Source organism: Cupriavidus pauculus, from assembly GCF_003854935.1.
In the GTDB taxonomy this organism is placed as follows: domain Bacteria; phylum Pseudomonadota; class Gammaproteobacteria; order Burkholderiales; family Burkholderiaceae; genus Cupriavidus; species Cupriavidus pauculus_C.
In genome coordinates this window covers 3295227-3311034 of record NZ_CP033969.1, presented here as the reverse complement: position 1 = coordinate 3311034, position 15808 = coordinate 3295227, and the positions used below count along the sequence as shown (strand labels likewise).

At 68.6% G+C, this 15808-nt stretch carries 13 protein-coding genes and 1 tRNA gene; 10 read left to right on the top strand and 4 right to left on the bottom strand.

All coding sequences use genetic code 11. From position 1 onward, the window contains the following. Window positions 1-29 precede the first annotated feature (29 nt). Entirely contained in the window at window positions 30-773 is a 744-nt protein-coding gene (gene cysE / locus EHF44_RS16575) for a serine O-acetyltransferase (RefSeq protein WP_124684653.1), read from the top strand. A gap of 40 nt (window positions 774-813) precedes the next feature. Here the strand turns inward: cysE and EHF44_RS16570 are convergent, their stop codons facing one another. The 4 genes from EHF44_RS16570 to EHF44_RS16555 form a co-directional block, all read right to left on the bottom strand. Then, window positions 814-1605, bottom strand: coding sequence for a UDP-2,3-diacylglucosamine diphosphatase (locus EHF44_RS16570; RefSeq protein WP_124684652.1), 792 nt, complete (start codon window positions 1603-1605; stop codon window positions 814-816). A 65-nt stretch (window positions 1606-1670) separates the two neighbouring features. Further along, the gene (locus EHF44_RS16565) at window positions 1671-2171 is read right to left on the bottom strand and encodes a peptidylprolyl isomerase (protein WP_124684651.1); all 501 of its coding nucleotides are present in this window, start codon (window positions 2169-2171) and stop codon (window positions 1671-1673) included. Window positions 2172-2222: 51 nt separating this feature from the next. Further along, the gene (locus EHF44_RS16560) at window positions 2223-2831 is read right to left on the bottom strand and encodes a peptidylprolyl isomerase (protein WP_124684650.1); all 609 of its coding nucleotides are present in this window, start codon (window positions 2829-2831) and stop codon (window positions 2223-2225) included. Window positions 2832-2921: 90 nt separating this feature from the next. Then, on the bottom strand, window positions 2922-3611 hold the full coding sequence (locus tag EHF44_RS16555; protein ID WP_124684649.1) for a tetratricopeptide repeat protein: 690 nt from the start codon (window positions 3609-3611) through the stop codon (window positions 2922-2924). A gap of 179 nt (window positions 3612-3790) precedes the next feature. Between EHF44_RS16555 and cysS the strand changes: the two genes are divergently transcribed. The 9 genes from cysS to EHF44_RS16510 all read left to right on the top strand — a co-directional run bounded on the left by cysS (window position 3791) and on the right by EHF44_RS16510 (window position 15784). Then, window positions 3791-5179, top strand: coding sequence for a cysteine--tRNA ligase (gene cysS / locus EHF44_RS16550; protein ID WP_124684648.1), 1389 nt, complete (start codon window positions 3791-3793; stop codon window positions 5177-5179). After that, on the top strand, window positions 5164-5997 hold the full coding sequence (locus tag EHF44_RS16545; RefSeq protein WP_437340302.1) for a DNA-3-methyladenine glycosylase family protein: 834 nt from the start codon (window positions 5164-5166) through the stop codon (window positions 5995-5997). Before cysS ends, EHF44_RS16545 begins: the two co-directional genes overlap by 16 nt. Window positions 5998-6131: 134 nt before the next feature. Next, the gene (locus EHF44_RS16540; protein WP_124684646.1) at window positions 6132-7103 is read left to right on the top strand and encodes an acetyl-CoA carboxylase carboxyltransferase subunit alpha; all 972 of its coding nucleotides are present in this window, start codon (window positions 6132-6134) and stop codon (window positions 7101-7103) included. After that, window positions 7069-8562 (top strand): tRNA lysidine(34) synthetase TilS, encoded by a 1494-nt coding sequence (gene tilS / locus EHF44_RS16535; RefSeq protein WP_172966074.1) that lies wholly within the window; start codon window positions 7069-7071, stop codon window positions 8560-8562. Before EHF44_RS16540 ends, tilS begins: the two co-directional genes overlap by 35 nt. A gap of 199 nt (window positions 8563-8761) precedes the next feature. Beyond that, the gene (locus EHF44_RS16530) at window positions 8762-10012 is read left to right on the top strand and encodes an aspartate kinase (RefSeq protein WP_124684645.1); all 1251 of its coding nucleotides are present in this window, start codon (window positions 8762-8764) and stop codon (window positions 10010-10012) included. A 154-nt stretch (window positions 10013-10166) separates the two neighbouring features. Further along, window positions 10167-10260 (top strand) — tRNA-Ser (locus EHF44_RS16525). Between the two features lie 506 nt (window positions 10261-10766). Then, on the top strand, window positions 10767-13229 hold the full coding sequence (locus EHF44_RS16520; RefSeq protein ID WP_124685150.1) for a filamentous hemagglutinin N-terminal domain-containing protein: 2463 nt from the start codon (window positions 10767-10769) through the stop codon (window positions 13227-13229). Beyond that, window positions 13214-14965 carry a ShlB/FhaC/HecB family hemolysin secretion/activation protein gene (locus EHF44_RS16515; RefSeq protein ID WP_437340301.1) on the top strand — a complete coding sequence of 584 codons (1752 nt, stop codon included), beginning with the start codon at window positions 13214-13216 and terminating at the stop codon, window positions 14963-14965. Before EHF44_RS16520 ends, EHF44_RS16515 begins: the two co-directional genes overlap by 16 nt. 12 nt (window positions 14966-14977) lie before the next feature. Further along, window positions 14978-15784, top strand: a complete 807-nt coding sequence (locus EHF44_RS16510) for a peptidylprolyl isomerase (RefSeq protein ID WP_124684644.1) — start codon at window positions 14978-14980, stop codon at window positions 15782-15784. Window positions 15785-15808 lie beyond the last annotated feature (24 nt).

Genomic DNA, 15808 nt, shown 5'->3' with positions numbered 1-15808 from the left:
GCACGGCCCGGCAACACGACACGACGAAGATGTTCACTCGCCTGAAGGAAGATATCGATGCCATCATGCGGCGCGACCCCGCCGCGCGCAGCCGCCTGGAAGTGCTGACCTGCTATCCGGGGCTGCACGCCGTGATGTTCCATCGCGTGGCCCACGCCTGCTGGCGCGGCGGATTCCACTGGCTGGGCCGCTGGATCTCGCACTGGTCGCGCTGGCTGACCGGCATCGAGATCCATCCCGCCGTCCGGCTGGGCCGGCGCGTGTTCATCGACCACGGCATGGGTGTGGTGATTGGCGAGACAGCCGAGATTGGCGACGACTGCACGATCTACCAGGGCGTGACGCTGGGCGGCACGTCGCTCTACAAGGGCCAGAAGCGCCACCCGACGCTGGGCGCGGGCGTGGTGGTCAGCGCCGGGGCCAAGGTGCTGGGCGGATTCGAGGTGGGCGACGGCGCGCGCGTGGGATCGAACGCGGTGGTGCTCAAGCCGGTGCCGCCGGGCGCCACGGCCGTGGGCATCCCGGCCCGCATCATCATGCCGGACGCGCCGGCCACGCAGCAGGGCGCCAAGCAGGAGTTCTCGGCCTACGGCATCACGCCGAATGCCGACGATCCGGTGTCGCTGGCCCTGAAGAGCCTGATCGACAACGCGGCCAAGCAGCATGACCGGATCGAGGCCGTGCTGGCCGCGCTGGACCGGCTGGGCGAGCACCTGGAAAACACGCCGAACGATCGCTTCGACGCCAGCGAACTGCGCAAGCTGATGAAATAGCGCCCGCCGGCGTGCGGCGGGGCAGGACCGGCGGCTCCGGTCAGTCCACCCGCGGCAGCAGGCGGAAGCCGTCGGCGTCCAGTTGCAGGACGGCCGCGCGCGGGCGCCGGCCGTCGAGATCCCAGTCGGTCAGCACCCAGCGTTCGCCGCCGGCATGCGTGTGGCGCGCCGGGCGATGGGTGTGGCCATGGACCAGCGTGCGGGCCGCGCTCGATGCCAGCAGCGCCTCGACGGCCGCCGGCGACGCATCGCCATAGTCCGGCGGCGCCGCACCGTCGGCCTGGCGCGCACGGCCGGCCTCGCTGTCGGCCCGCAGCCGCCGGGCAATCTTCAGCCGCGTGTTTAGCGGCAACGCCAGGAACAGCCGCTGCACCCAGCCCTTGCGCGTCCAGTGCCGGAAGCGGTTGTAGCGCGGGTCGTCGATGCAGAGCAGGTCGCCGTGGCTCAGCACCACGCGCGCGCCGCCGCAGACAATCACGGTCGGGTCCGGCAGCAGCGTGGCACCGGCCGCCCGCGCAAAGCGCTGGCCGATCAGGAAGTCGCGGTTGCCGTGCATCAGGAAAACCGGCACGCCCGTATCGGCCAGCCGGCGCAGCGCCGCCGCGATGCCGGCCGCGAACGGCGTATCGGTCTCCTCGTCGCCTACCCAGAACTCGAAGAAATCGCCCAGGATGAACAGCGCGCGGGCCTGCCGCGCGGCGTCGTCCAGCACGTGCTGGAAGGCAGCCAGCGTGCGGGGCATGCCCGGCGTCAGGTGGAGATCGGAAATGAACCACGCCGGCGCCGGCACCTCGATCGGTGCGGCTGCCGGCGCGGGCAGGGTTGCGGTCATGCGGGTCGGAAAGGTCGGTTCACGAGCGGCATGCCGCGTGGGGGAGGAAGAGGGCGGTCGAACGATTATTCGACGATGGTGGCCTTCTGGATCACCACGTCGTCCATCGGCACGTCCTGGTGGAAGCCCGAGCTGCCCGTGCGCACGGCCTTGATGGCGTCCACGACGTCGGTGCCTTCCACGACCTTGCCGAACACCGCGTAGCCGAAGCCCTGCGGCGTGGGCGAGCTGAAGTTCAGGAAGTCGTTGTCCACCACGTTGATGAAGAACTGCGCCGTGGCCGAGTGCGGCGCGTTGGTGCGGGCCATGGCCACCGTGTAGCGGTCGTTCTTCAGGCCGTTGCCGGCTTCGTTCTCGATCGGTGCGTCGGTGTCCTTCTGCTTCATGCCCGGCTCGAAGCCGCCGCCCTGGATCATGAAGTTCTTGATGACGCGGTGGAAGATCGTGTTGTCATAGTGGCCCTTGCGCACGTACGACAGGAAGTTCTCCACCGTCTTGGGGGCCTTCTCGGCGTCCAGTTCGATGGTGATGACGCCTTGCGTCGTTTGGAGTTGTACCTTGCTCATGGGTGACCTCTGTCTGGTGACGGTGAGGCCCGCGCGGCGGCGGGCCGGGAGTTACTTGGTGACGACGGTGGCGGACTCGATCACGACCGGGGCGGCCGGCACGTTGCGCATGGCGCCGTAGGCCGTGGTCGGCGTGGTCTTGATCTTGTCGATCGTGTCCATGCCTTCCACCACCTTGCCGAAGACGGCATATCCGTTGCCATCGGGCTGCGGGTAGTCGAGGTTCGGATTATCCACCACATTGACGAAGAACTGGGCCGTGGCCGAGTTCGGGTTCGACGTGCGCGCCATGGCCACGGTGCCGGCCTTGTTCTTGAGGCCGTTCTGCGACTCCAGCGGGATTGGCGCGCGCGTGGGCTTTTCCTTCATGTCGCGGTCAAAGCCGCCGCCCTGCACCATGAAGCCGTTGATCACGCGGTGGAAGATGGTGCCGCTGTAGAAGCCGCTTTTCACGTATTCCATGAAGTTGGCCACGGTCTTGGGCGCGGCGTCGGGGTAGACCTCGATCGTGAACTTGCCGGCGTTGGTGACGAACTGCACACGCTCGGCCTTGGGAGCGGCGGCGGCCGGGCTGGCGCCCTGGGCCATGGCGGCCAGCGGGCTCAGCGCGGTGGCGGCGGCCACCAGGCCGGCCAGGACGATGCGTCGGGAAAGGGTCATGTCTGGAACTCCGTCTTTCAGTGCAGGTAAATCAAGGGAGATCGGGCGGCAGCGGCCGGGCGCGGGCCCGTCCGCCGCGATGTGCCGGGGTCAGCGGGCCGCGGGGGCGCTGGCGGGCGCCTTGCGCACGCGCGGCGCGGCGGCCGGCGCACTGGCCGGGGCCGGCGTGCCGCCAAGCTGCTGCAGGCTGGCGGCGGCGCGGGCGTCGGCGGGGTTGCGGCGTACCGCATCGCCATACGCCTTTTCCGCCAGGCGCCGGTAGACGTCGCCCAGGTTGCTGTAGGCGATGGCGTAGTCGGGCTTGGCATCGATGGCCAGCAGCAACTCGGCCTCGGCGCGCTTCAGGTCGCCGCGCTTGGCATAGAGCAGGGCCAGGTTGTTGTGCGGCTCGGGCAACTCGGGAAAGTCCTGCGCCATCTCGGCGAAGGCCTGGATGGCTTCGTCCTCGCGGCCGGCCTTGGCCATGGCCCACGCGCGCTGGAAGCGGGCCTGGGCGTTGCGCGGGTTGCTGGCCAGCACCTTGTCGAAGCCCTTGATGGCGTCGTCGTAGCGCTGGTCGTTGACGGCCTTCTGCGCGGGCACCATGCCGGGGTCCGCCGACGCCACGCCGCCGGTGGTCACCGTCGCCGCGGGCATCGACATCGGGCCGTTCTGGGCGGCGGCCGGCCGGGCCAGCAGCGCCCCGGCGATCGCCAGCGCACCCGCGACGGGAAGCGCGACGGAAAGGGCGGCGCCACGGCGGGCCGTCGCGGAGATCGGGAAAGGCAGAAGCAGGCTCATGTAAGGGCGGTCCGTTATACTCCGCGGCATTCTAGCAAAGCGGCACGGCGTGCACGGCGCGCCCCAGGCGCCGCCACCCGTCCCCCGGCCGGCCCAGCGGGGTTCCGGTAAGATATGGGGCCCGTGCGCCATGGCGCGCCCGCCGCGCACGCCGCCCTGCCACTCATCACACAAGCTCCATGCAGCAACTGAACATCTACAACACGCTCGCGCGTGAGAAGCAGCCTTTCGTGCCAATCGAACCCGGCAAGGTCCGCATGTACGTGTGCGGCATGACCGTGTACGACTACTGCCACGTGGGCCACGCGCGGGTGATGGTGGTGTTCGACATGGTGCACCGCTGGCTGCGCGCCGCCGGCTACGATGTGACGTATGTGCAGAACATCACCGACATCGACGACAAGATCATCCGCCGGGCGGCCGAGAACGGCGAGACCATCGGCCAGCTCACCACGCGCTTCATCCAGTTCATGCACGAGGATGCGGCCGCGCTGGGCGTGATCCGGCCCGACTACGAGCCGCGCGCCACGGAGTTCGTGCCGCAGATGCTCAACATCATCGACAAGCTCGAAGCCCGTGGCCTGGCCTACCAGGCGGCCGACGGCGACGTGAACTTCTCGGTGCGCAAGTTCCCGGGCTACGGCAAGCTGTCCGGCAAGTCGCTGGAGGACCTGCGCGCCGGCGAGCGCGTGAGCGCCAACGACGCCAAGCAGGACCCGCTGGACTTCGTGCTGTGGAAGTCGGCCAAGGAGTCTGAGCCGCCCGAGAGCAAGTGGGATTCGAAGTGGGGCAGCGGCCGCCCGGGCTGGCATATTGAATGCTCCGCCATGAGCTGCACGTTGCTGGGCGAGCATTTCGACATCCACGGCGGCGGCGCCGACCTGCAGTTCCCGCACCACGAAAACGAGATCGCGCAGTCCGAAGGCGCCAGCGGCAAGCCGTTCGTCAACATGTGGATGCACAACGGCTTCGTGCGTATCAATGACGAGAAGATGTCGAAATCGCTTGGCAATTTCTTCACGATCCGCGAAGTGCTCAAGCAGTACGACCCCGAGGTCGTGCGCTTCTTCATCCTGCGCGCGCACTACCGCAGCCCGCTGAACTACAGCGACGCCCACCTGGACGACGCCCGCCATGCGCTGACGCGCCTGTACACGGCGCTCAAGGAAACGCAGCCGGGCGGCTGCGCCGTGGACTGGGACGAGGCGCACGCGCGCCGCTTTGCCGAGGCGATGAGCGACGACTTCAACACGCCGATCGCCATGTCGGTGCTGTTTGACCTGGCCAGCGAGGTGAACCGGTCCGGCTCGCTCCAGGCCGCCCACCAGCTCAAGGCGCTGGCCGGCACGCTGGGCCTGCTGGAGCGCGATCCGCACACGTTCCTGCAGGGCGGGGCCAGCGTGGACGGGCTCAGCGCCGAACAGATCGACGCGCAGATCGCGGCACGCCGCGCGGCCAAGGCCGAGCGCAACTTTGCCGAGGCGGATCGCATCCGCGCGGCGTTGCTGGAGGTCGGCGTGGTACTGGAAGACAAGCCGGGTGGTGCCACCGAGTGGAGGCGTGCTTGAACGCTGCCGCGCGCAAGCCGAAATCCGCAACCGTCGCGCCCAAGCCTGCCGGCAAGGCCGCCGCCAGGCAGGCGCCCAGGGTGCCGGCGCGCGACGAGCCGAAGGCGGCTGCCGCCACCAAGACCGGCGGCAAGGGCCGCAAGGTCGACCTGCCCGAGGCGCGGGCCGTGCCGCTGCCGGTGGAGACCGTGGTCGACGCCGTGCGCCCGGCCTACTGGGACGAGGCCTGCGCCGACCTGATGAAGCGCGACCGCATCCTGCGCAAGATGATTCCGACCTACGGGCCCGCCCACCTGGTGTCGCGCGGTGACCCGTTCATCACGCTGGCGCGATCCATCGTCGGCCAGCAGATCTCGGTCAAGGCGGCGCAGTCGGTGTGGGAACGGCTGGTGACGCTGTGTCCGCGCGTCACGCCGGCACAGTTCCTGCGCGCCGGTAACGAGCAACTGGCCGGGTGCGGGTTGTCCAAGCGCAAGGCCGAGTACATCACCGACCTGGCCAGCCACTTCAAGGCCGGCACGGTCCACGTGAACGACTGGGCCGGCATGGACGACGAGGCCGTGATCGCCGAGCTGACGCAGATCCGGGGCATCGGGCGCTGGACGGCCGAGATGTTCCTGATGTTCAATCTGATGCGTCCGAACGTCCTGCCGCTGGACGACGTGGGCCTGATCAACGCGATCTCGGCCAACTACTTCAGTGGCGAACCCGTCACCCGCAGCGAGGCGCGCGAGGTGGCGGCCAACTGGGAGCCCTGGCGCACTGTGGCCACGTGGTACATGTGGCGCAGCCTGGACCCCCTGCCAGTGACGTATTAGCGGCAGGAAGTGGCAGCATGAGGCATCGGCGGGTTGACGCCTGCCAAAAATGCATAGAAATCAACATATTGGGTCGCAGTCTTCTGGAGTTTTTCCGGTAGAATGCGCCCCTTCACAGACAGGTCCGCGTTTTTATGAAAACCACCTTCCTGGATTTCGAGCAGCCGATTGCCGAGCTCGAGGCAAAGATCGAAGAACTGCGCTTTGTGCAGGACGACTCGGCTGTCGATATTTCCGAAGAGATTTCGCGGCTGGCCGGCAAGAGCCAGCAGCTGACCAAGGATATCTATGCCAACCTGACCCCGTGGCAGGTTGCGCAGATCGCGCGCCACCCGCAGCGTCCGTACACGCTGGACTATGTGCGCGAGATCTTCACCGACTTCCATGAACTGCACGGCGACCGTGCGTTTGCCGACGACCTGTCGATCGTCGGCGGCCTGGCGCGCTTCAACGGCCAGGCGTGCATGGTCATCGGCCACCAGAAGGGCCGCGACACGAAGGAACGCGCGCTGCGCAACTTCGGCATGTCCAAGCCCGAGGGCTACCGCAAGGCCAAGCGCCTGATGGAACTGGCCGACAAGTTCGGCCTGCCGATCTTCACGTTCGTCGATACCCCGGGCGCGTTCCCGGGCATCGACGCCGAGGAGCGCGGCCAGTCGGAGGCGATCGGCCACAACCTCTACGTCATGGCCGGCCTGAAGGTGCCCCTGATCGCCACGATCATCGGCGAGGGCGGCTCGGGCGGCGCGCTGGCGATTGCCGTGGGCGACGTCGTGCAAATGCTGCAGTTCGCCACGTACGCCGTGATTTCGCCGGAAGGCTGCGCGTCGATCCTGTGGAAGACGGCTGAGAAGGCCCCGGAAGCCGCCGAGGCGCTGGGCCTGACCGCGCACCGCCTGAAGGCGCTGGGCCTGGTCGACAAGATCATCAACGAGCCGCTTGGCGGTGCCCACCGCGACCCGAAGGGCATGGCGACGATGCTCAAGCGGTCGCTGGCCGAATCGCTGCGCCAGTTCCAGGGCATGAGCGTCAAGGAACTGCAGGCGCGCCGCCACGAGCGCCTGATGGCCTATGGCAAGTTCAAGGAAACCGGCGCCCAGGAGTGACGTGGGCACCGAAGACCCGACGCACCTGACCGCGCGTCTGACCGACAAGGTCGCACAGGCTCTACAGGCCAGTGCGGCCTTTGTTGTTTCTGGCGCCCCGGAAGCCGCCGGCACGCCGCCCGCCACGGTGGCCGTGGCGCTGTCGGGCGGGCGCGATTCCGTGGCGCTGCTGCATGCCGCGCGCGCGGCGCTGGCCGCTACGTGGCCGCTGGCGCGGCTGGTGGCGCTGCACGTCCATCACGGGCTCCAGCCGCAAGCCGATGCATGGGACGACTTCTGCGCGACGCTCTGTGCCGAGCTCGACGTGCCGCTGGCCAGTACCCGTGTCGCCGTTCGGCCGATGGCGGGCGAGGGCATCGAGGCCGCCGCGCGACGCGCCCGCTATGACGCCCTGGGGCGGATGTGCCGCGAGCAGGGCGCCCGGCTGCTGCTGTTCGCCCATCATCGCGACGACCAGGTGGAGACCGTACTGCTGCGGCTGTTCCGGGGCACCGGCGTGGCCGGCATGGCCGGGATGCCGGCGCGCCGGCCGCTCGATGCGCGCGGCGACGTGCAGTTGCTGCGGCCCTGGCTCGACGTGTCGCGTGCCGAGGTCGACGCCTATTGCCACGCGCACGGCCTGCGCTGGATCGACGACCCTTCGAACGCCGACACACGGTTCGCCCGCAACGCGCTGCGCGCGCAGTTGCCGGGGCTGCTGCAGGCATTTCCCGCGCTTTACGAGAATGTGACCCAGGCTGCCGCCCATTTCGGCCAGGCCGCCGGCATGCTCGATGCGCTGGCCGAGCAGGCGCTGGCGCGGCTGGTCTGCGCCGGGCGCGATGCCGATACCCTTTCTGAACTCGACCTCGCCGGCCTGCGCGCCTTGCCGGCCGAGCACGCCGATGCGGTGCTCCGGCACTGGCTGCGCGACCTCGGCGCCCAGCCGCCCAGCACCGCGCGGCTGGCGGCGATGCGCGCGCAGTTGATCGAACATGGCGGCGGAGAGCCCGCCATTGCGCACGATGGACTGGTGCTGCGCCGGTTCCGTGGCCGCGTGCTGGCCTGCCAACGCGTGCCCGACGAGACGCCGGCGCCGTTCGCGTTCGACTGGCACGGCGAAGCCCGCATCGTGGTGCCAGCATGGCGGGGCGAACTGCATTTCGCGCGGGACGACACCTTCGGCGTGCCCGAAGCCGTGCTGCGCGCACCGCTGCGGCTGACCGCGCGGGCGGGGGGCGAACGCATCGTCCTGCGGCCCGGCGGCCCGGCGCGGGCGCTGAAGCAGGCGTACCAGGAGGCCGGCATCCCGGCCTGGCGCCGCCTGTATCTGCCGCTGCTGTGGAGCGCATCGACCGAGGGTGGCCAGCAGCTTGTGATGGCCGGCGGCCTGGGCATGCATCGCCGCTGGCCGGCCGCCGTGGAGGGGGCGCCGCGCTGGCGCGTGGAGTGGCTGGCGGCGCCGGTTGCCGGACGCTGAAGCGCTGGCAAGCGGGCCGGGTGGCCCCACCTTACGTCATAAATAGGGACAGATTTAATTCTCTATGTGAATAGAATTCACATAAAAACAGCGTCAAATTTGCCACGTTTTTGGCCTTTCTTCGCCCGCTGGCCTTTACGGGACGCGACACATCGTGTAATTTCATCGGCTTTGCACAATCGCTGGCGTCGACAAGAAGATGGCTCTCATCGTTCACAAATACGGCGGCACTTCGATGGGTTCTACGGAACGCATCAAGAATGTCGCCAAGCGCGTGGCCAAGTGGCACCGCGCCGGTCACCGCGTAGTCGTGGTGCCTTCGGCCATGTCGGGCGAGACCAATCGCCTGCTGGGCCTGGCCAAGGAAATTTCCGCGCAGCCGGACCCGCGCGAGCTGGACATGCTGGCGTCCACGGGCGAGCAGGCCAGCGTGGCCCTGCTGGCCATCGCGCTGCATGGCGAGGGCATCGACGCGGTCAGCTACACGGGCTGGCAGGTGCCGGTGAAGACCGATTCGGCCTACACCAAGGCCCGCATCGAATCGATCGACGACGAGCGCATCCTGGGTGACCTGGAGGCGGGCAAGGTGGTGGTCATCACCGGCTTCCAGGGCATCGACGACGACGGCAACATCACCACGCTGGGCCGCGGCGGCTCGGACACCTCGGCCGTGGCCATCGCGGCCGCCATCGAGGCCGACGAGTGCCTGATCTACACCGACGTGGACGGCGTGTACACGACCGACCCGCGCGTGGTGGAAGACGCCCGCCGGCTCGACCAGATCACCTTCGAGGAAATGCTGGAAATGGCCAGCCTGGGCTCGAAGGTGCTGCAGATCCGCTCGGTGGAGTTCGCCGGCAAGTACCGCGTGAAGACCCGCGTGCTGTCGTCGCTGACCGATCCCCTGATGCCGCTCGAGCAGGAAATGCACTCGGGCACGCTGATTACTTTTGAGGAAGATTCTGAAATGGAAGCAGCCGTCATCTCCGGCATTGCCTTCGCTCGTGACGAGGCCAAGATCACCGTGCTCGGCGTGCCGGACAAGCCGGGCATCGCCTACCAGATCCTGGGCCCGATCGCCGACGCCAACATCGACGTCGACATGATCATCCAGAACCAGTCCGTCGAGGGCAAGACCGACTTCACGTTCACCGTGCCGCGCGCCGACTACCAGCGCGCGCTGACGATCCTGAACGACGGCGTGAAGGCCCACATCGGCGCGGCCAGCGTGTCGGGCGATCCGAAGGTGTCGAAGGTGTCGGTGGTGGGCGTGGGCATGCGCTCGCACGTCGGCATCGCCAGCAAGATGTTCCGCACGCTGTCGGAAGAGGGCATCAACATTCAGATGATTTCCACGTCGGAAATCAAGATCTCGGTGCTGATCGACGAGAAGTACATGGAGCTGGCCGTGCGCGCGCTCCACAAGGTGTTCGAGCTGGATCAGGCGTGATCCGCGGCTGGTAAGGCCGTTCCGGCGCGACACGATCGCGGCGCCGATTGCCGCGATTTTTGTCACGGTTCATCGAAAATTCGTTGACCAGTCGGGACTGCCTCGCTAGAATACGCGCTCTGTTGTGCAGCCTCCCTTGCACAACAAAAGTTTGGGAGACGTGGCCGAGAGGTCGAAGGCACTCCCCTGCTAAGGGAGCATCCGGGCCAAAACCTGGATCGAGGGTTCGAATCCCTCCGTCTCCGCCACTACATCTGTATTGGCGGCGAACCCCGGAAGATCGCGGTCTTCCGGGGTTTTGTTTTTTGGGCCCGCTTCCGACGCGCGCGCCCTGGACGGTGGCTGTTGCACCGGCCCTCACCGACGGGGTCTTCTCGCCCTGGCAAGCCCAAGCCGCATGCCGGTACATCGCAGTGATCGGCATCCTGCAACCTCGCTGTAGTCGCCCGTTTCCCTGCTCCGCCCGCATCCGCCGAGGCTTCCCCGCCGGGGAGCATGCCATCGCCGCCCTGTGCCACCTTTTCGGCGTCCCTTAGACCTGGATTAAGAAACCCCCACGACAAGCCCGCTGCGCGTTGCGTATCGGTCACGATCGCCTTCTCGACCGGTTTCGATATTGCTAGAGTCGCGCCCCAGAAAAACGTGGCCCGGGCCGGATGCGCGGCATGGCAGCGACGTTCCACACCATGTCGTGAGAAGGGGTCGTTCTTTGTACCGATTCTGGCTTTCAGGAAGCGGCGCTTGGGTGCCGCTGATGTTGTGCGTGTTCGCTGCGCCTGCGCTGGCGTCCGGCATCGTGCCGGATGGCAGCACTGCCACGACGGCTGCCGTCGGGGCCGGCGGCCGTATTGCCGTGGGCGTGGCCGCGGCCGTGGGCGGCGTGTCCACCAACAACTATCGCGAGTTCAACGTCCCGGCGGCGGGTGTGGACCTGAACAACGCCACCGCTCGCGCCCGGACGATTCTCAACCAGGTCACGGGCACCCGCCCGTCGCTGCTGGAAGGCCCGCTGAACGTGCTGGGGCCGCGTGCCAACGTCGTCATCGCCAATCCCAACGGCATCAGCGTCAACGGCATGGTGGTCCAGAACATCGGCAACCTGGCGCTGACCACCGGGCAGGTCACCTTCAACGACGTCTCGGTCAACGGCCAGCTCCAGCGCAACCTGGTGCTCAGCACGCGGCAGGGCGCCATCGATATCGGGCCCGGCGGGTTGTCGGGCACGCTGCTGAACCTCGAACTGATCGCCAAGCAGCTCCGCGTGGCCGGGAAGGTCGAGAACCGCTATACCGATCCGAACTCTCGCGTCCGGGCCGTGGTTGGCGACAGCCACGCCGAGATCGATGCCAGCGTATCGCCGGGCGACAACCTGTCGCCGTGGATCTCGTACGCAGCCGGCGGCGCCTCGTCCGGCAACCTCGCGCTGGACATCACCAGCGCGGGCAGCCTGCTCGGCGGCCGGGTGGAAGTCATCGTGACCGATCAGGGCGCGGGCGTGCGGCATGCCGGCGCCGCGTATGCGACGGCTGGCGATTTCCTGATCTCCGGCAGCGGCGACCTGCAGCTTGGCGCGGGCAAGGTCGGTGCCACGCGCGATGTGTGGATCGATAGCGGCGGGCTGTTCGGCAGCGGATCGATGACCGCAGGCCGTCACGTCCAGGTAACTTCCGAGCGCGTCGCACTGGCCGACAGTGCCATCGCGGCAGGCACGTCGACAACAGGCGACATCGTCATCGGGGCGCCGGGCCAGACGCGCAGCCGGACGCTGGCGCTTGCCGACACCGCCCTGGACGCCAGCGGCGGTATCGGCCTGTTCGATGCCGGCGCGGGCATTGCGCTGGCCGGTGTACGGCTCAACGCCAACGGCAACCTGGTGATCGAAGGCCAGGGGGTGCGCGGACTAAGCGTGAGCGCCGGGCGCGGGCGATCGGCACTGACTTCCAGGCAGGGGGTGCTGTCGGTGCTGGCCACGGACCTGCTTGCCAGCGGGGCCGATATCGACGGCGTCGGCGGGGTGTCCATCAGGACCGGAGACCTGACGTTGCGCGATGCGACGCTGTCGTCCACGGGCGGTGCCGTGGAGGTCCAGGCAGGCGGGCTCTGGCAGCAGCAGGACGCGGACGTGCTGGCGGCGTCGAACGTCAAGATCCAGGCCGGCGCCATGCAACTGGCTTCGGCCACGCGCCAGTCGACCGTCATCGCCAGGCACGGCGGCGTCCGCGTGAGCATTGATGGCGATCTTGTCAACGACGGCGCGCTGGTGCAAGGCCAGACCCGCTCCGATCAGGCCGGGTCGGAAGGCGCGCTGGCGGTGCGCGCGGGTGGCGCCATCCTGAACAGCTCGACGCCGCAGTACCTGGGCATCTTCTTTGGCGCGGCCGACGATGTCGTCGTGCGGGCCGGGGGTGACATCGTCAACCGGCACGCGCGCATGCTGTCGAACGCGCGCCTCGATGTGGCGGCGACGGGCGACCTGATCAATGAGATCACCAGGCAGCCCGGCGCCAACGGCGACCGGGCCGTGGTGGACGCCACGTCGGGGCGGCGCTGGCTGGTGCTCTCCAAGCGGTCCAGCACGTACGACATCGACTATGGCGCGGTGGATCGCCCGGGACAGACTGCCTATCTGCTGTCGGACACCGGCACGACGCTCAGCGGCCGCAACGTGATCAACACCGGCGGCGAGATCTACGCCAACAACGGCGCGATATCGATCCATGCCGCGGACACGTTCCGCACACAGGGCGTGCCGACCGGGCAGGCCCACTACGCCCGCACCTGCATGATCGTATGCCGGACGTCGGCGGCGTCGAACACCGCGGTGACCGGCGGCCTGCTGTCGGCGGGCGGCGGTATCGACATCACGGCTGGCCGGGCCGCCGAGAACATCGGCGGCCGCGTGCTGGCGCTGGGCGACCTGACCGTGGATGCGCCGGTCACGTATGCGTCGGGGCTCACCGGCTACACGGCGATCGCCCGCGACCGGGGATTCAAGGCGTTCTTCGGCGATACCTGGGCGCGGCTGTATGCGATGGACGTCGGCGGAAGCTGGATGGCGACCGGCCGCACACGCATCGGCGGGGATGCCGTCGTCAATGGCGGCAGCTTCGATGGCGACGTGGCCATCGCGGGCGCCACCACCGTGAGCCGGCCGCGCCAGCAGGATCCCGTATCAGTGGAAAGCCATCTGGGCCTGACGACATGGCTGTGGCGATGAAGCGGGTGGCCGCCGCCGCGCTGATGGCGATGATGGCTTCGGCCGGCGTGCAGGCGCAGGTGTCGCCCATCGGGCCCCTGCCGCCGGAGGACCCGGCGCAACGCCTGCTCCGGGAACAGCGGCAGCGCGATCTGCAACGCGAGGCCACCCAGCCGCCGCCGCAGATCGACAGCCGCGTGCCGATGGCGCCCGACGTGCGCGTGGAGGACGTGGAGGAGACGGCAGCAACGTTCGACATCCGCCGCATCGAGGTGGAAGGCAACACGGTGCTGTCCGATGCGGAGGTCGATGCCGTGACGGCGCCGTTCATCGGTCAACGGCTCGGCGCCAACCGCATCAACCTGCTGCTGCGCCGGTTCACCGAGGCGTTCGTGGCCAAGGGCTATATCACCACGCGCGCCTACCTTGGCGAGCAGAACCTGGCCAGCGGCGTGCTGCGCGTGACGGTTGTGCCGGGCCGCGTGGAATCGCTCCAGCTCAACGGCAAGACACTGCGGCCGGGGCCGCTGCCGCTGTTCGACACGGCGGCCGGCGGCTGGATCACCGATGCCGGGACGGTGTGGCAGTTTCCCGCGCCGGGCGACACGCTGCGGCTGGCCGACCTCGAACAGGGTGTCGATCAGCTGAACCGGCTGCGCCGCAATCGCGCGGAGCTGCAGATCCTGCCGGGGCAGACGCCGGGAGGCTCGGTGGTAGCGCTGGCGAACCAGCCCGGCGACCGGTTCCGCTTCAACGCGGGCGTGGACAACTACGGCAGCCGCGTCACCGGTATCTCCCGCACACGGCTGGGCGTCGACGTCGACAACGCGCTGGGGCTGCAGGAATCGCTCGGCGTGAGCTACGTGGGCACGTCGGACACCAATGCCGCCGTGGCGTCGGCTGCGGTGCCGTTCGGCTACAACACGTTCAGCTACACGGCTTCGCTGTCGGAATACCAGAACACGATCGGTGACACGGCGCTGCTGTACGGCCGGTCGATGGGCCATACGCTCGGATGGAACCGCGTGCTGACGCGCAACCAGCGCGGCCGGCAGGCCGTGGACCTGACGCTGACGTGGCGCAAGAGCGAGCGCGAGATCAACAACCTGCAACTGGACCCGCAGCGGCTGACCGTGTTGCGCGCCGCCTGGAACGGGCTGTGGCGGTTCGCCGCCAATGCGCAGCAGGGCTACGTGACGGCGGAAGCCGGCTACTCGCGCGGCCTGACATCGTTCCACGCGACCGACGATCCGTCCGATATCCGCCGGGACGAAGCGCACGCGCAATTCAACAAGTTCGACGCCAGCACGACCCTGCAACTGCCGCTGCCCCCGGTGGCCGGACGGGTGCAGGTGGCGTGGCGGGCCCAGCTGGTCGGACAGTGGACCAACGTCGCGCTGTTCGGGTCGGAGCAGGTCTACGCCGGCGGCATGAGCACGGTGCGCGGCTTCCGGGAAGGCGTGATCGCCGGCGACCGTGGCGCCTATCTGCGCAACGAATTCGCGTGGATCAACGCGCCGGTGCTGGGCGGCCTGCGCATGGAACCGTATGTGTTCCTGGATGGCGGCGAGACGCAGTACGTGGCTACGCGCCAATGGCAGGCCGTTGCCGGCGCGGGCGCGGGTATCCGTCTGTCGGCGCAGTGGGCGGGACAAACCTTCACAAGCGAAGTTCTGGTGGGCGCGCCGCTGGCGCAGCCTGCCAGCCTGGGGCCCCGGCGCGCGATCGCGCTGGCCACCCTGAACTGGATTTACTAGGAGCAGCAAGCCATGCAAGCGAAAGTCACCCGCGCAGTCCTCGGTGCCGTGATGGCCATCGGCCTCCAAGGGGCGCACGCCGCCACGGTCAATGGTGTGGCGATTCCGGACAGCGCCATCACCCAGGCCGTGCAGGCAGCCGGGCTGCCGGATTCCCCGGCCGCGCGCGAGGCCATCAAGCAGCAGCTCATCGCGCGCGAGCTGTTCCGGCAGGAAGCCGCCAAGGACAAGGCGCTGGAGCAGCGGCCCGAGGTGCAGGCGTTGCTGCGCGAGGCACGCCAGCAGATCCTGACGCAAGCCTGGCTCAAGGACCATATCAAGCCCGCGCCGGTGACCGACGCCGAGGTGCGCGCGCGGTACGACGCCATCGTCGCCACGCTTGGCGACAAGGAATACAAGGCGCGCGTGATCGAGGTGGCGGACGATGCCGCCGCCAATGCCGTGCTGGGCCGGATCAAGGCCGGCGAGGATTTCGCGAAGGTCGCGCAGGACGTGAGCCTGGCGCCGTCGAAGGCGGCCGGCGGCGCGATGGACTGGGTGAGTTTCAAGGTGCCGGCGCAGGAGGGCAAGACGCAGACCCTGCCGTTGCCGATTGCGCAGGCCGTGTCGATGCTGCCGCCGGGGGCCGTCAGCCCGTCGCCGGTGGTGCTCGGCGAGCGCCGCTACGTCGTCAAGGTCGATGCCGTGCGGCCCACGGAGGTGCCGTCCTTCGACACGGCGGCGCCTGGCATCCGGCAGGCCCTGCAGGCGCAGGCGCTGGAACGCGCCACGGTGGCGCTGGTGACCGGCCTGCTGGCGAAGGCAAGGATTACCCAGTAACGACGGGCGCCGGGCGCCCGAGCG

Excerpts from the sequence above, each read along its gene's own strand:
- cysE (WP_124684653.1), top strand. The coding sequence starts at position 30 with ATGTTCACTCGCCTGAAGGAAGATATCGATGCCATCATGCGGCGCGAC.
- EHF44_RS16570 (WP_124684652.1), bottom strand. The coding sequence starts at position 1,605 with ATGACCGCAACCCTGCCCGCGCCGGCAGCCGCACCGATCGAGGTGCCG.
- EHF44_RS16565 (WP_124684651.1), bottom strand. The coding sequence starts at position 2,171 with ATGAGCAAGGTACAACTCCAAACGACGCAAGGCGTCATCACCATCGAA.
- EHF44_RS16560 (WP_124684650.1), bottom strand. The coding sequence starts at position 2,831 with ATGACCCTTTCCCGACGCATCGTCCTGGCCGGCCTGGTGGCCGCCGCC.
- EHF44_RS16555 (WP_124684649.1), bottom strand. The coding sequence starts at position 3,611 with ATGAGCCTGCTTCTGCCTTTCCCGATCTCCGCGACGGCCCGCCGTGGC.
- cysS (WP_124684648.1), top strand. The coding sequence starts at position 3,791 with ATGCAGCAACTGAACATCTACAACACGCTCGCGCGTGAGAAGCAGCCT.
- EHF44_RS16540 (WP_124684646.1), top strand. The coding sequence starts at position 6,132 with ATGAAAACCACCTTCCTGGATTTCGAGCAGCCGATTGCCGAGCTCGAG.
- tilS (WP_172966074.1), top strand. The coding sequence starts at position 7,069 with ATGGCAAGTTCAAGGAAACCGGCGCCCAGGAGTGACGTGGGCACCGAA.
- EHF44_RS16530 (WP_124684645.1), top strand. The coding sequence starts at position 8,762 with ATGGCTCTCATCGTTCACAAATACGGCGGCACTTCGATGGGTTCTACG.
- EHF44_RS16520 (WP_124685150.1), top strand. The coding sequence starts at position 10,767 with ATGTTGTGCGTGTTCGCTGCGCCTGCGCTGGCGTCCGGCATCGTGCCG.
- EHF44_RS16515 (WP_437340301.1), top strand. The coding sequence starts at position 13,214 with ATGGCTGTGGCGATGAAGCGGGTGGCCGCCGCCGCGCTGATGGCGATG.
- EHF44_RS16510 (WP_124684644.1), top strand. The coding sequence starts at position 14,978 with ATGCAAGCGAAAGTCACCCGCGCAGTCCTCGGTGCCGTGATGGCCATC.